The sequence below is a fragment of the Arthrobacter sp. B2a2-09 genome, assembly GCF_027587375.1.
In the GTDB taxonomy this organism is placed as follows: Bacteria; Actinomycetota; Actinomycetes; order Actinomycetales; family Micrococcaceae; genus Arthrobacter.
Window position 1 is genome coordinate 1 of record NZ_JAMXIC010000004.1, and the last position, 14806, is coordinate 14806.

12 protein-coding genes are annotated in these 14806 nt (G+C 64.3%); 3 read left to right on the plus strand and 9 right to left on the minus strand.

The genetic code is table 11. The features are described 5' to 3' along the window. Positions 1–213: 213 nt before the first annotated feature. Genes NFJ07_RS05645 through NFJ07_RS05655 form a run of 3 tightly spaced genes read right to left on the minus strand, consistent with a single transcriptional unit; the run spans position 214 to position 3476 of the window. Positions 214–1566 carry an MFS transporter gene (locus NFJ07_RS05645; protein ID WP_269993105.1) on the minus strand — a complete coding sequence of 451 codons (1353 nt, stop codon included), beginning with the start codon at positions 1564–1566 and terminating at the stop codon, positions 214–216. 19 nt (positions 1567–1585) lie between these two features. Beyond that, on the minus strand, positions 1586–2554 hold the full coding sequence (gene murQ, locus NFJ07_RS05650) for an N-acetylmuramic acid 6-phosphate etherase (RefSeq protein ID WP_269993106.1): 969 nt from the start codon (positions 2552–2554) through the stop codon (positions 1586–1588). Beyond that, a complete protein-coding gene (locus tag NFJ07_RS05655) occupies positions 2538–3476 on the minus strand; it encodes an N-acetylglucosamine kinase (RefSeq protein ID WP_269993108.1) in 939 nt (312 codons plus the stop codon). Before NFJ07_RS05655 ends, murQ begins: the two co-directional genes overlap by 17 nt. A 120-nt stretch (positions 3477–3596) precedes the next feature. Here NFJ07_RS05655 and purH point away from each other — a divergent pair, with 120 nt between their 5' ends. Next, positions 3597–5267, plus strand: a complete 1671-nt coding sequence (gene purH / locus NFJ07_RS05660; RefSeq protein ID WP_269993110.1) for a bifunctional phosphoribosylaminoimidazolecarboxamide formyltransferase/IMP cyclohydrolase — start codon at positions 3597–3599, stop codon at positions 5265–5267. Positions 5268–5401: 134 nt separating this feature from the next. On the opposite strand, the gene NFJ07_RS05665 is transcribed toward purH, so the two are convergent. Next, positions 5402–6448 (minus strand): trypsin-like serine peptidase, encoded by a 1047-nt coding sequence (locus tag NFJ07_RS05665; RefSeq protein WP_269993111.1) that lies wholly within the window; start codon positions 6446–6448, stop codon positions 5402–5404. A 175-nt stretch (positions 6449–6623) separates the two neighbouring features. Next, on the minus strand, positions 6624–7616 hold the full coding sequence (locus tag NFJ07_RS05670; protein WP_269993112.1) for a trypsin-like serine peptidase: 993 nt from the start codon (positions 7614–7616) through the stop codon (positions 6624–6626). 210 nt (positions 7617–7826) lie between these two features. On the opposite strand from NFJ07_RS05670, the gene NFJ07_RS05675 reads away from it, so the two are divergent. Next, positions 7827–10046: an NADP-dependent isocitrate dehydrogenase gene (locus NFJ07_RS05675; protein WP_269993113.1), complete on the plus strand. Its 2220-nt coding sequence runs from the start codon at positions 7827–7829 to the stop codon at positions 10044–10046. A gap of 79 nt (positions 10047–10125) precedes the next feature. On the opposite strand, the gene phnE is transcribed toward NFJ07_RS05675, so the two are convergent. Genes phnE through NFJ07_RS05695 form a run of 4 tightly spaced genes read right to left on the minus strand, consistent with a single transcriptional unit; the run spans position 10126 to position 13877 of the window. Then, positions 10126–10938, minus strand: a complete 813-nt coding sequence (gene phnE / locus NFJ07_RS05680; RefSeq protein WP_269993114.1) for a phosphonate ABC transporter, permease protein PhnE — start codon at positions 10936–10938, stop codon at positions 10126–10128. Then, entirely contained in the window at positions 10935–11699 is a 765-nt protein-coding gene (locus NFJ07_RS05685) for a phosphonate ABC transporter ATP-binding protein (protein ID WP_269993115.1), read from the minus strand. The genes phnE and NFJ07_RS05685 overlap by 4 nt, the downstream gene beginning before the upstream one ends. Then, positions 11699–12634 (minus strand): phosphate/phosphite/phosphonate ABC transporter substrate-binding protein, encoded by a 936-nt coding sequence (locus tag NFJ07_RS05690; protein WP_269993116.1) that lies wholly within the window; start codon positions 12632–12634, stop codon positions 11699–11701. The genes NFJ07_RS05685 and NFJ07_RS05690 overlap by 1 nt, the downstream gene beginning before the upstream one ends. A gap of 34 nt (positions 12635–12668) precedes the next feature. After that, positions 12669–13877: a TIGR03364 family FAD-dependent oxidoreductase gene (locus tag NFJ07_RS05695; RefSeq protein WP_269993118.1), complete on the minus strand. Its 1209-nt coding sequence runs from the start codon at positions 13875–13877 to the stop codon at positions 12669–12671. 163 nt (positions 13878–14040) lie between these two features. Here NFJ07_RS05695 and NFJ07_RS05700 point away from each other — a divergent pair, with 163 nt between their 5' ends. Continuing rightward, on the plus strand, positions 14041–14796 hold the full coding sequence (locus NFJ07_RS05700; RefSeq protein ID WP_269993119.1) for a GntR family transcriptional regulator: 756 nt from the start codon (positions 14041–14043) through the stop codon (positions 14794–14796). Positions 14797–14806 lie beyond the last annotated feature (10 nt).

Consider the following 14806-nt stretch of genomic DNA (forward strand, 5'->3'; position numbering starts at 1 on the left):
ACCAGAGCCCCGGCGAGTAACGCGCATACTTTCCCAAACCACGGCGCACCAGCGGCGCTCATCCGCTGACTCGCATTAGATGTCGTATTGAGGCCTGAAAACGACATCTAATGCGAGCTAGTTGGGCACCCCCACGGAACATGCCCACTGGCGGCCGCCAAGGATGGACATATTGCTGTTATGTCCACTCGTAGCCGCGGACAGGGGGCATGCTCAGTGGAGGTCGAGCTGCTTGGTCTCCGGCGCGAACAACGCCATCCACAGCACCGCCACCACGATCAGCGCGCCAGCCAAGGCGAAGGACGTTGCCAGGCCGAACTGGGGCCAGAAATACGAGGCGAAAACGAGCGGCCCGATCCCGGCACCAACCCGTGAGAACGTGGACGCCCAGCCGAAGCCGGAACCCCGAAGCTCGGTGGGGTAGAGCTCCGATACGTAGGTATAGAGCACCGGGATGGCCACCTGGATAACGAAGCCGAACGCCAGAAGCCAGAACACCGCCGCGTCAGGAATATCCACTACCAATGAAACGATCACCAGGGTCAATGCGGACATCGGCCCGGTGATGGCCAGGATCCATTTGCGGCCCACCCACTCCACCAACACTGCCGCGACCGCCACGCCCAGGAGCCCGACGCCGGCCATCCCGGCCGTCGTCACGAAGGCCTTGTACTCCTCGAATCCGGCGCCGATCAGAATCCGCGGCATCCACGTCAAGCTCAAGTAGTAGACCAGAAGGATGCTGAAAAACAGGGCCCAGGCCGCCGTCGTGATCTTCCAATTGAACTGCCAGACGCGTCGCAGCTGCTGCCATGCGCTGCCAGCGGAGAGACACGGCGCGTCTTGCGGTGCGGGCAGGCTGTAGGCGCGGGGCTCGGCTCCTGTGGCCAGGACGAGACTGTCAATGACGTCGGCGGCCTCTTGGCGTCTGCCCCTGCGGATGAGGAAGAGCGGGGATTCGGGCACGCTCCGCCTGACCCAGAACACCAGCAGGGCAGGCAACACCATGACGAGCATCGTCAGGCGCCAGTCCGCGAAGGCAGCGACGAGTCCGGCCGAAATGAAACCGCACAGGGCAGCGCCGACTGGCCACCAACCATCCATGGCGGTAAGTACCCTGCCGCGCTGCTTCCGTGGTGTGAATTCACCTACCAGCGCGTAGTCCACTGGAATGCAGCCGCCCAGCCCGAAGCCGGCAATGAAGCGGAAGACGCAGAACCAGACGAAGTCCGGGGCGAGAGCTCCCAGCACCGTGAAGATGGAGAAGATCAGCAGGGTAGCGGTGAATGCCCGCTTCCGGCCGATCGTGTCCGCGATAGTGCCCCAAGCGAAGGCGCCCAAGGCCATGCCGATCAGGTTGGCAGTGCCGATCCATCCGGCGTCGGCGGGCTGGAGGGACCAATGCTTGGAAAGCAGCGGAATGAGGATGCCGTTGAGGGTGACGTCCCAAGCATCGAACATGAAGCCGAGGCCGCCGATCAGGAAGATCCTGCCCTGGACCTTCCACCGCCACGGCAGCTCCTGGACCACCTGCTCGCCACTCGGGACTGTCGTGTAAGTATTCATTTCCCCTCCTGGGGAAACTCTATCCGTGCTTCTGGATCGCCTTTCGCAGGAAGCCGCCGGCCTCAGCCAAAGCACCCTTCGCCTGCGCCGGATCGATGCCCGTCAGCACCACCAGGATGGCCGCCTTGACTGATCCACCCACGGAATCCAGCGCGCGAATCGCCGTCTCCGCGTCCACGCCGGTGGCGTGTTGGATAGTCCGTTGGGACCGTGCAAGGAGTTTGTTGTTGGTGGCGCGCAGATCCACCATCAGGTTTCCGTAGGTCTTCCCGAGCTTGACCATGGCGAGCGTGCTGATCATGTTGAGGACGAGTTTCTGCGCCGTGCCCGCCTTCAACCGAGTGGAACCGGCAACGAACTCCGGACCGACCACGACGTCGATCGCCACGTCCGCCAGTTTGCTGATGGGTGAATCGTGGTTGCAGGCGATCGAGGCAGTGAATGCGCCTCGGCTGCGGGCCTCCTCAAGGGCGCCGATCACGTATGGCGTCCGTCCTGAAGCCGAGATTCCGACGACGGCGTCCGCCTCGGTCACGCTGATGTCGTGCAGGTCCCGGGCTCCAGCCGTGGCGTTGTCCTCGGCATATTCCACCGGTTTCTGGATGGCCTGGTTGCCGCCCGCGATGATCCCGACGACGAGGCCCGGGGGAGTGCCGAAGGTGGGCGGGCATTCGCTCGCGTCCAAGACCCCGAGCCGCCCGGCAGTTCCGGCGCCGACGTAAAGCAGCCGGCCGCCACGTGCGAGGCGTTCCGCAACGGCGTCGACCACTGCGGCGATCTGCCCGCTGGCTTGTTCGACGGCGGCCGGGACGCCGCGGTTCTGCTCGTTCATGGCGGCGACGAGTTCGGCTGTGCCCATGGAGTCCAAGTCACTGAGCGCGGGCGATGCCGCTTCTGTTTGCAGGCCCGCGAGCTCGGAGCGGAGTTCCTCGAGCCCATCCCCACTGAGCGGACCCGGGGAAGCTGATGCGTCAGGCTGTTCCGTCACGGTGAATGTACCTTTCCTGGAGGAGCCCGCGGCGGTTCGCTGCGAGGGCGGCCCCGTCCATGCCATCGCCGAGTGCCGCAACCACCTCAATCCCAGCCGAAGCGAGGGCGTTGTGCAAGAGCCCTCCGAAGAACTCCGATTTCACCACGCCGCCAAGAAGTGCCACTTGCTTCGTGTCGCCGGAAGCAAGGGTCACGGTGTCCACGAGAAGCCCGCAAGCTTCAACCGCAATGCCGCGTGCGACGGCGTCCCCCGCCTGCGCTTCTTTCAGCACCACGGGGGTGAAACGCGCCATCGTCCGGGCCGGGTTATCGGATTCGGCGAGCCACGCCGGAAGCTGCGCGGGCGAGCCGAGCAGTGCGGCGGCCGCGGCGAGCAACGAAGTGCCCGGTCCGCCGTCGTGCGCTTGAAGTGCGGCCTGAAGACCCTGCTGGCCGATCCACCGGCCGCTTCCGCGATCGCCCAACAGCGGGCCCCAACCGTCGGCACGGTGGAGGGTCCCGGCGTCGTCGAAGCGGAAGGCAACAGCCCCCGTGCCCACAATCAGCACTGTTCCGGGTGCGCCGTCCAGGGCGCCGAGCTGGGCCGCGGTGGCATCCGAGAGAACCGCGGCCGGGACCTTGAAGCGTTCGGAAAGCAGGACGGCGAGCCCGTGGGAGTTGGCCTCGGAGGCCTCAACCCCGGCTACCGCGGCGCCGATTCCCCGCAAGGAACCGGCCGGGAATGCTTCAGGGAGTCCCCGCGGCAGCATGGCTGCGGTGTCTGCGAGCAGATCGAAGGCGAGCCGGGCGCCGTTGTCCATGCCCAACCCGGGGAAGCCCTGCTGGTCCGCCGAGCCCAACACCTCATCGCCCTGCCTGAGTTCAACCCTGCATCGGCTCTTGCCGACGTCGGCCACCAAAATCACATCTGCGGAATCCATGGCCCAACCATATGTTGCGGGCGCCGCTACGTCTCGAAAAACGAAGAGGACCGACAACACGATAAACTTGCCCGTATCCCCAGCAACCGCGGAATCCCGCGATATAAGACGGAGACTTTTGTGAGCTTGACGCAGCTTGACCGTGTTCCCATCCGCCGTGCACTGATCTCGGTTTACGACAAGACGGGGCTGGAGGAGCTCGCGAAGGGCCTGCATGCAGCAGGAGTCGCCATCGTCTCCACCGGTTCCACCGCGAAGAAGATCGCCGCAGCCGGTATTCCGGTCAAGGAAGTCGAAGAAGTCACCGGTTCCCCGGAGATGCTCGACGGCCGGGTGAAAACCCTGCACCCGCGCGTGCACGGCGGCATCCTGGCCGACCGCCGCGTTCCCGCCCACATGGAAACGCTGGCCAAGATGGAGATCGAGCCCTTCGACCTCGTGGTGGTCAACCTCTACCCGTTCGTGGAGACCGTCCGCTCCGGCGCTGCCCAGGACGACGTCGTCGAGCAGATCGACATCGGAGGCCCCGCCATGGTGCGTTCGGCCGCCAAGAACCACGCCGCCGTCGCAATCGTTGTTGACCCGTCCTTTTATGGCGCCGTGGTGGAAGCCGCCGCTGCGGGTGGCTTCGACCTGAAGACCCGCCGCCGCCTGGCGGCCAAGGCCTTCGCGCACACCGCAACGTACGACACCGCCGTTGCCACTTGGACCGCCAGCCAGTTCCTTGACGAAGACGGCGACGGCATCATCGACTGGCCCGCTTACGCCGGCCTCGCCTTGGAGCGCTCCGAGGTGCTGCGCTACGGCGAAAACCCGCACCAGCAGGCTGCCCTCTACGTGGACCAGGCCGCGCCCGCCGGCATCGCCCAGGCAGACCAGCTGCACGGCAAGGCCATGAGCTACAACAACTTCGTCGACGCCGACGCCGCCCTCCGTGCCGCGTTCGACTTCTCCGAGCCCGCGGTCGCCATCATCAAGCACGCCAACCCGTGCGGTGTGGCCGTTGGCTCCCCGGATGCGTCCGACCCCATCGCCGACGCCCACGCCAAGGCCCACGCTTGCGATCCGGTTTCCGCTTTCGGCGGCGTCATCGCGGCCAACAGCATTGTCACGGCGGGTATGGCCTGGACCGTGGCCGGGATCTTCACTGAGGTTGTCATCGCGCCGGGCTTCGAGCCGGAAGCCGTTGAAATCCTGTCCAAGAAGAAGAACATCCGCCTGCTGGCGCTGCCGGACGGTTACGGCCGCTACCCGACGGAGATCCGCCAGGTCTCGGGCGGCGTCCTCGTCCAGCAAGCCGACAAGGTGGACGCCGACGGCGACAACCCCGCCAACTGGACCCTCGCAGCCGGCGAGGCCGCCGACGACGCCACGCTGGCGGACCTCGCGTTCGCTTGGACCGCTTGCCGCGCCGCCAAGTCCAACGCGATCCTCCTCGCCAACAACGGAGCGGCAGTCGGCATCGGCATGGGCCAGGTCAACCGCCTGGACTCGTGCAAACTGGCCGTTGAGCGCGCCAACACCTTGGGCGTCCAGGTGGAGTCCGACGTCGAGGGTGCTGGCGGTGCTTCCAACGCCGGCGCTGTCGGCGCACCTGAGCGCGCCCGCGGTGCCGTGGCTGCTTCCGACGCGTTCTTCCCGTTCGCTGATGGCCTGCAGATCCTGATCGACGCCGGTGTCCGTGCTGTCGTCCAGCCGGGCGGTTCAGTGCGCGATGAGGAAGTCATCGCCGCAGCCAACGCCGCCGGCATCACGATGTACTTCACGGGAGCACGCCACTTCTTCCACTAAGTCCTCTCGCTCCACCAAAAAATGGACATGCCCTCCCTTCCCGGGAGGACATGTCCATTTTTTGTGGTCAGGACTGGGCATATTCGCAATATGTCCAGTCCTGGGAGCAAACAGGGGGCATGTCCCGGGGGAGGTTACGGGGCTGAGGACGCGGTCTGGTACGTGCCTTGGATGACCGTGCCCCAGTACGGGCCGTACATCTTGGTGGAGTTGCTGCCGTAGCCGTAGCTGTTCACCGAGTTCTGGTACCCGCCGGAGTTGGTTCCAATGAACCATGGACCACCGGAGGACCCACCCGTCATGTTGCAGGGGATCCCCTGGGTGTTGTACTGCGGGTTGTAGGGATCGTTGGCGCCCGTGCCCGAGCAGCTCTTGAGTGACTCTCCGGTGAAGGGAGATGCTGCAGGGTAGCCGAACGACTTGTATGCCAGTCCGCGTGTGGCGTTGAACTGGACTCCCGAGGCACCCACCACGGCTGAGAGCTTTTGACCATTGAGGGTGTTCATGACGGCGAAACCGGTGTCGTACTGCATGTCTCCGCTCGAGGACCACTGGCTGGTGGTGTACAGCGCCTTGGCGGTCCACTTGCCGTAGGGCGCGGCGCCGTTCAGGTAGGCAGGAACGAATGTGAAGTTGCTCGCAAACACCCCGGGGCCTTCGTTCAGGCAGTGGCCGGCGGTGGACACCGTGCTCTGGTTGGCGGAGGTCACGGAGTTGCCGGAGCAGACATAGTTCACCCCGCCGAGGGTGAAGAACACCTTTCCGATGTGCGAAACGGAAGACTCACTGGCGTTGGCTTTACGGTCTACGGCGGGGGACTGCGCTGCGGTGCTGGTGGCTTTCTGGCCTTCGATGGTCATCGCGCGCCCAAGCTCGGGAGAAACAAGTTCGGGAAAAACCTGTTCGGGCGAAACCGGGAAGTCGGCAGGGTCAACTGTGGTCTGTGCTCGGGCGAGCGCCTTGGTGGCCAGAACGTCGCCGGAGACGGCGTTCTTCATCCGTTCAGGAGTCCAATAGTCAGCGGTGTTGGCGTCCGACGCCGAATTGCTGCTGACGGTCGACGCGTCGGTGCCGTGGCTTATGGACGGAGCCGCGATCGCCCCGCTGCCGGCGCCCAGTGCGAATAAGGCGGTGGCAGTCAGGCTGAACAGGCTTGTGGCCAGGGTTTTGGTTCTCGTCACAGTCGTCCTAGATATCGAGGGGGAAGGCGGCCGGTTTGTGGTGGCCGCCGACTGACGGAACCGAAACTACCCAAGCCGTGACAAGTTTGTAAATAGATTGTTCAAATTTTGTGAGATTTGACTTTCGTTTTTGACAAGATGCGAATTCTGCCCAATTTCGGAGCGGCCGGAGGGCCTAGGACGTGGACGCCGACTCGTAGGCATCCCGGATGACGGAGCCCCAGTAAGGCCCGTAAATCAAGGCCGGGCCGCCAGGGTAGCCATAGCTCGTAATGGAGTTTTGGAAGGAATCCCGCTCGGAGTCGACCATCCAAGGTCCGCCCGATGATCCACCGGTCATATCGCAGGGAATGCCCTGCGCCTTGAACTGTGGATTGATGGGATCCTTGGTGGCGTCGCCCGAACAGCTCTTCAGCGACTGGCCGTCAAACGGAGGGGCGGCAGGGTAGCCAAAAGCCTGATAGCTCAAACCCCGGTCAATGTTGAACTCTACCCCGGAGGCGCCAACGACGTCGGCGAGGTGCTTGCCGTCTACCTTGACAGTCACCGCGAAGCCGGTGTCATAGCGGATATCGCCCGTGGTGCGCCACTGGGGTGTGGTGTAAAGGGCTTTGGCCGGCCAGATGCCGAAAGGAGCCTTTCCGTTGAGATAGGCCGGAACGAAAACGAAGTTCTTGACGAACGCTCCAGGACCTTCGTTGACACAGTGGCCCGCGGTCGCCACTGTGCTGTCGTTGTCCGACACGACGACGTTGCCGGAGCAGACGTAGGCGAAGGCTCCCATGGTGAAGAAGACCTTGCCGACGTGGTCAATGGGGTCTTCGTCTTGATGCAGACTCGGGCTGCCGCCCTTGGTGCTGGCGATTTTCACGGGCGGGCCGGTTTCGATCGCGCCACTGGCGGTGCTGGAGGCGCCGCCTCGTGCGAGGGCTTTAGCTGCGAGGACATCGCCGGGGATTGCTGCTTGCATCCGTTCGGCAGTCCAGTACCCCGTGGGGTCGGTGTTTGCTGTTGCCATGCTGACGAGCTGCGGCGTCCCAGGCGCTGCGAAACTCGAAACCGCACTGAAAGGCGTTGCGGCTGCCGCCCCTCCAGCGGCACAGAGGGTCAAAACGGCGGTGGTAAGGAGGCTCAGGAGACCAGTGATGGGGAGTGATTTCTTTGTCATGATTGTCCTGCCAATCGTTTGGCGGCCACGTGTCGTCGGCCACAGTTTGACCCAATGAACCTACTCCGATTTGGCGCGGAGGTACATAACGTTCGGCGGGGTATGACGTTGCACAGGTAGCCCGGACCCGTCCCAGTAGGCGCCAATCGGGCCCCCTCAGGTAAGTTAGAGATGTTGAAATCTGCAGACTTTCAGGGAGATGCCCCGCCAATGGCAAAGATTATCTATACCCACACTGACGAAGCGCCGATGCTGGCGACGTACTCGTTCCTGCCGATTGTGGAAGCTTTCGCCTCGACGGCCGGCGTGGAGGTCGAGACCCGCGACATTTCGCTGGCTGGCCGAATCATCGCCGTCTTCGGTGACTACCTGACTGAGGAGCAGCGGATCAGTGACGCACTGGCCGAACTGGGTGAACTGGCAAAGAAGCCCGAAGCAAACATCATCAAGCTCCCCAACATCAGCGCATCCGTCCCTCAGCTGAAGGCTGCCATTGCCGAGCTCCAGGGTCAGGGCTACGCGCTTCCGGACTACCCGGACAACCCTTCCTCTGACGACGAGACGGACGTCCGCTCGCGTTACGACAAGATCAAGGGCTCCGCCGTCAACCCGGTCCTGCGTGAAGGCAACTCGGACCGCCGCGCGCCCCTGTCGGTGAAGAACTACGCCCGCCAGAACCCGCACTCCATGGGTGCCTGGAGCGCCGACTCCAAGACCAACGTTGCGCACATGACGGCGAACGACTTCCGCTCCAACGAGAAGTCCGTGGTCATCCCCGCCGATGACACCGTCAAGATCCAGATTGTCCGCGAAGACGGCACCGTCAAGGTCCTCAAGCCGGCCTTCCCCGTCCTCGCCGGTGAAGTAGTGGACGGCACCGTGCTGCGCGTCGCGGCCTTGGACGAGTTCCTGGCTGCCCAGGTGGTCCGCGCCAAGGAAGAAGGCGTGCTGTTCTCGGCACACCTGAAGGCCACCATGATGAAGGTCTCCGACCCGATCATCTTCGGCCACGTCGTCAAGGCGTACTTCTCAGAGCTTTTCGACACCTACGGCAAGCAAATCGCTGCTGCCGGCCTGAGCGCCAACAACGGCCTCGCGTCCATCCTCAACGGCCTCGATGAACTCCCGGAAGACGTCCGCGAAGGCATCAAGGCGGCAATCAAGAAGGGCCTGGAAGACGGCCCGGCAGTGGCCATGGTCGATTCCGACAAGGGCATCACCAACCTCCACGTTCCCAGCGACATCATTGTTGACGCTTCGATGCCGGCAATGATCCGCAGCTCCGGCCACATGTGGGGACCGGACGGCAAGGAAGCCGATACCCTCGCCGTCATCCCGGACAGCTGCTACGCAGATGTCTACCAAGTGGTCATCGATGACTGCCGTGCCCACGGCGCCTTCGATCCCACCACCATGGGTACGGTTCCGAACGTCGGCCTGATGGCACAAGCGGCTGAAGAATATGGCAGCCACAACAAGACCTTCGAGGTTGAGTACGCCGGGACCGTGCAGGTTGTGGATTCCGCAGGAACCGTGCTGATCGAACACCAGGTCTCCCCGGGCGACATCTGGCGCGCCTGCCAGACCAAGGACGTGCCGATCCGCGACTGGGTCAAGCTGGCTGTCACCCGTGCCCGTGCCTCCAAGATGCCGGCTGTCTTCTGGCTCGACGAAACCCGCGCCCACGACGCCCAGCTGATCGTCAAGGTCAAGGAATACCTCAAGGATTACGACACCGAGGGCCTGCAGATCGAAATCATGTCCCCGGAGAAAGCCACGGCGTTCACGCTGGAGCGGATCCGCAAGGGCGAAGACACCATCTCGGTGACCGGCAACGTGTTGCGTGACTACCTCACCGACCTGTTCCCGATCCTCGAACTCGGTACCAGCGCCAAGATGCTCTCCGTGGTCCCGCTGATCAATGGTGGCGGCCTCTTTGAGACCGGTGCCGGTGGATCGGCCCCGAAGCACGTCCAGCAGCTGCTGCAGGAAAACCACTTGCGCTGGGACAGCTTGGGCGAATTCCTCGCCCTGGCCGTTAGCTTCGAGCACCTCGCCACGACCACCGGAAACGCTCGGGCACAGGTCCTCGCCGACACGCTGGACCGCGCCACGGGCACGTTCCTGCTGGACAACAAGTCCCCGAAGCGCAGGGTGGGCGAACTCGACAACCGAGGCAGCCACTACTACCTCGCCAAGTACTGGGCGCAGGAACTGGCACAGCAGAGCGACGACGCCGAGCTCGCCGCGGCGTTCTCCGCCGTTGCCGAGGCCCTGGCGTCCAACGAGGAAACCATCGTTGCCGAGATGCTCGGAGTCCAGGGTTCGCCTGCCGACATCGGCGGCTACTACCGCCCCGACGCCGCGAAGGCAGAGGCCGTGATGCGTCCCTCCGCAAAGCTCAACGAGGTTGTCGCGACGCTGAACTAGGCGCCCGCCCCACCCAACTCGCTCGCAGTTGTTGTCGTTTTGAGAGCTCATAACGACAACAACTGCGAGCCAGTTTCGTTTAGGCGGCCAGCTTCCTGCGGACCCAGGCCGAGAACTGGTCCACCACGATGATCAACACCAGCACAATGATGATGTGGGTCAGCATGGAGTCGAAGCGGAACGACTTGATGGACTGGTTGATCAGCAGCCCGATGCCGCCGGCTCCCACCAAGCCCAAGACGAGTGACGAACGCACGTTCACGTCGAAGCGGTAGAGCAGCAGGCCTACGAACTGGGGAACCACCATGGGCAGCGTGGCATTGGCCACCTGCTGGATCCGGTTGGCGCCGGCTGTGCGCAGTGCCTCCTGCGGACCGGCGTCGCTCTCTTCCATGGACTCGGCCCACAGCTTGCCCATCACGCCCGTGTTGTGGCAGATCAGGGCCAGCACGCCGGCAAATGGGCCGAGGCCGACTGCCGTGACGAAGATCAGGGCGAAGACAATGTCCGGCACGGCGCGGAAGAAGGACAGAACCGCGCGTGCTCCCTGGTAGACGAGCCGGTGCGGGGCCGTGCTCCTTGACGCCAGCACGGCCAGCAGCAGGGCGAACGGAACCGAGAACGTGGTGCCCAGAAGGCCGATCCACAGAGTCACGAGGGTGGCCTCAAGACCTGGCCGAATGGTCTTGTCCCAGCTCAGGTCCGGTGGAAATGCGTCGGCTACGAATGCCGCCATACCCTTCCACCCGTCCACCAGCAGCCCGGGCTCAAAGCCCGTCCCCTGGATGGCCAGCGCGTGGAGGACGACGACGGCGACAACGGCCACCGCCGTCGCGGTCCATCGCAGGGGCTGCTTCGGGCGTAGTGGAAACGGCCTGCTTTCATTGCTCACGTTGCCACCACCCGGTCCGGGGCGTAGAGGGCGTCCAGTTGGGCGGCGTCGACCTCGGACGAGGGCAGGTCGAAGGCCGTGGCGCCGTGGAGCAATCCGATGCAGCGGTCCGCGCGTCGCAGCGCGAGATCCGGCTGGTGAAGTACGGCCGCGACGGCCAGCTTTTCGACGTGCGCGAGGTGCTGCAGGAGGGCCATGACCTGTTCCGCGGCATGGGGATCCAAGGCGGAGACGGGTTCGTCGGCAAGGACGATGTCGGCCCGCTGGCAGAGCGCCCGGGCCACGGCGACCCGTTGCTGTTGCCCGCCGGACAGCCGGCCGACCCGGTCGAAGGCCCGGTCCGCCAAGCCCACTCGGTCCAAGCATTCGAGCGCCTCCTGCTGCACTGAGCGGGGAAAGAACAGCGGCGAGAGAGAGCGGCCGGTGGGAATCCGGGCCAGGGCTCCGGCGCAGACGTTGTCCAGGGCTGTGCGGCGCGGCACCAAGTGGATCTTCTGGAAAATCATGGCCGTCCGTCGCCGGGCCTCCTGCAACTGGCGCCACGGCAAGCTTCCAAGGTCGTCGCCACCTACTGCGATGACGCCGGCGTCCGGCTGGGCGATCCCCATGACGCAACGCAGGGTGGTGGACTTGCCGGAGCCATTGGCGCCGAGGAAGGCAAGCAGTTCCCCGGCGCGGACATCGAAGTCCACGCCTTTGAGGACAGGGCGGTTTCCGAACGACTTGTGGAGGCCCCGTACGGAGAGCAACGGGGAATCCATTACAGGTTCTTCTCCGTCAGGTTCATGATCTTGGCCAGGTCGAAGAGCGGCTGGTAGTTGTCCTTGGTGACCTCGATCATCGGCCCCGGAGGAGTCACGTCGAGGAAAGCGCCAACCTTGGCAACGTCAGCGGGGTCCAAGTTGAGGAAAGCGTCCTTGACGGCCTTCTTGAAGGCGGGGTCGGCGTCGGGGCGGACCGTGATGGGGTCGTTGGGGATGGGATCGGAGGCCCAGATGCGACGGAAATCGTCTTGCTTGAAAGTTCCCGCGGCGGTGGCGGTGGCGAGGGTCTGGGTGTTGATTTCCGCGGCGTCAACCTTGCCGTTCTTCAGAGCCAGCAAGGCTTCGGGGTGTCCGCCTGTGTAGTCCATCTTGAGGTCGGAATCGGCAATGCCCACACCTCGAAGTCCGAAACGGGGGAGGACGTCTCCGGAAGTGGAACCGACGCTGCCAAGGGCGAGGGACTTGCCCTTGAGGTCCTCGATCTTCTTGATGGGGCTGTCCTTGGCCACCCAGATTCCTGCGGAGTAGCTGCTCAGCTTCTTTTCGGCGGTGGCGAAGGAAACAAGTGGTTCGGCGCCGGCCTTCTGGCTGGCGAACACAAAGCCGAGCGGGCCAAACTCGCCCAGATCCAGCTTGCCGTTGCGCATCGCCAAGACTTCGGCGGAGTAGTCCTCCACCACCTGGACTTTGACGGGGCAGTTGAGCTTCTTGGAGAGTGCGGCGGCCAGGACATCGTAGGCGGGGGTGAGCTTTGCCGGGTCCTCATAGGGTTCGATGCCGAACTTGATTTCACCGCCGGGGCAGTTCGCGTTGCTGCCGGCGCTTGCTGTTCCACCCGGGGTTCCGGCGGAATTGGCGGCCCCTCCGCAGGCGGAGAGGGCCAGCGCCGCAGCGATGGCAAGCGCGGAGGAAGTGAAGAGTTTCGTTTTCATGGGAGTCCTTTTGCGAATGGGAAGGAAGAACGGGTCAGTAAAGCCGGGAGATGTTGCGGTGTGCGAGTCCAAAGGACAGGGTCATTCCGACGCCGGACGTCACCGAGACGACCGTGACGCCGGGTTGGGTTTCGCGGACCAGGATGGGGGCAACGGAACTGGAGGCATAGATTCCCTGCCAGCGTTCGATCACGTCCAAGGGTGTCCCCATGGCCCGCTCGATGTCCGTGTTCAAGATGGTGGTGATGGATTCCTCCATGAACGGTGCCGCCGTGCGGTGGTAGTGGTGCGAGTCCCCGAGGATCACCGTCCCGTCGGGGCGTTGCGTGAACATCACGTTCGCTCCGATGTCCAGTAGCTCGGGCCGGTCCTGTTCCACTTCTGCCCGCAGCGCGGCCGCTGCCGGCATGTCCGTGAAGGCCGGGTAGCGGAGCATTGACGTCGCGGTGAGGACCGCGGGGCCGATCGTCAGCCCTGGTGGCTGGGCGGCGCGGGACATCTGCAGGGCGCAGCGTTCGATCCGGTGTTCCTCGGCAAGCGAAGGAAACAGATAGTCGACGTCGTGGCCGACGCAGACGAATACCTGTTTGCCCTGGAAGTCGCCACGGGAAGTGCGGACGGTTGGGTGGCCAGCAACGTCTTCGAAGCCGAGGGCGGCGGTGTTCCAGTGGATGTCGACGCCGGGTTGGCGGGCGAGCCAGTCGGCGAGCTTGGCGACCGTGGTCCGGGGGTCCACCCGCACGTCGTCCCGGAGGAAGGCTCCGCCCACCAATCCGGGCCAGGAAGCGGAGGCCGCTCCGCCGTCGTCTGGCACGGTTCCTTCCGCGCCGGAACCCAATCGCGACCGCACCCCAGCGGGGGAGAGCAGCTCAACTTGGCCCTCTTCGCGGGCCGCGGACAGCTCCCGGAGCACGTTCATTTCGGTATCCGTCCGAGCGAGCACCACGGCACCGGATTCGACGGCCCAGAAACCGGCCAGGGCAGCGAACTTGAGCCAGTACTTACGGGAGGTCTTTGCCAATTCGTAAAGCTCGCCGGATTGGGCGGTCACGCAACAGTGGCCGAAGTTCCTGACAGAGGCGCCCACGGCGTGGTGGTCGCGCTCGAGGATTGTCACGCTCAAGCCGTTGGCGACGGCGTGTGCGGCGTGAGCGAGCCCGACGATGCCGGCGCCCACGATGACAACATCGGAGCATGATCCTGTCGCAGGCGGACCGCCGGAGGGGGAAGGTTGGATGTTCACGCCATTGACATTGGACTGCTTGGAAGGCGGAATCAAGCCAGAACTCCACTTGTATATACAAGTTTACCGAGACTTTACTTTGGACCTTGATGGTTCATTCATCGTTTACCTTCAAGCCCGGAAATATGGGGCGCCGGGCCGCGCCAACTTGTATTATCAACTGGTGAGTATCCAGCAGAACGCACCCCTGCATGTCCGCCTCAGCGAGGAGTTCATGCGCCGCATCACGGACGGCACCTGGCCGCCGGGCTCGCAATTGCCCAGCGAGGCCGCGCTGTGCAAGGAGTTCGGGACGTCCCGTGGGCCCATCCGTCAGGCGCTCGCGTTCCTGCGGGCAGAGGGCGCCGTCACGGGTGGCCGCGGCCGCCCGCCGATGGTGCGTTCGACCGTCCCATCACAGTCGTTCTCGACGTTCAATTCCTTCACCGAATGGGCCATCGGCATTGGCAAGACCCCCGGGCAGCGAACGTTGGAGGTGGCGCACCGTGAGGCGAGCGCCGAAGCGGCCGACGCGCTCGGGCTGGAGCCGGGGGAGAAGGTGGTGGAGCTGCTGCGCGTCCGCTACATGGACGGCGTGCCCGCCATGATCGAGCGCACCAGCTTCATCCTGGAGGTGGGCCGCTTGCTCTTCGATTTCGATACCGATTCAGGCTCCATCTTCGCCTTCCTCAAGGCTCAAGGCGTGGACCTCTACAGTGCCCGCCACACCATCGACGCCGTGGCCGCGGGCGAGGAAGATGCGGAACTGCTCGAACAAGCCGAAGGGATTCCCCTTTTGCGGGAACGCCGCGTGACCAGCTCGGCCGACGGTAAGGCCATCGAATACTCGGAGGACCGGTACTTGCCGGCACTCACCAACTTCACCATCGACAACACCGCGGAACGCCGCGCCGCTTTGGTGCGCATCCACGCCGAATAGACCAGAGGAA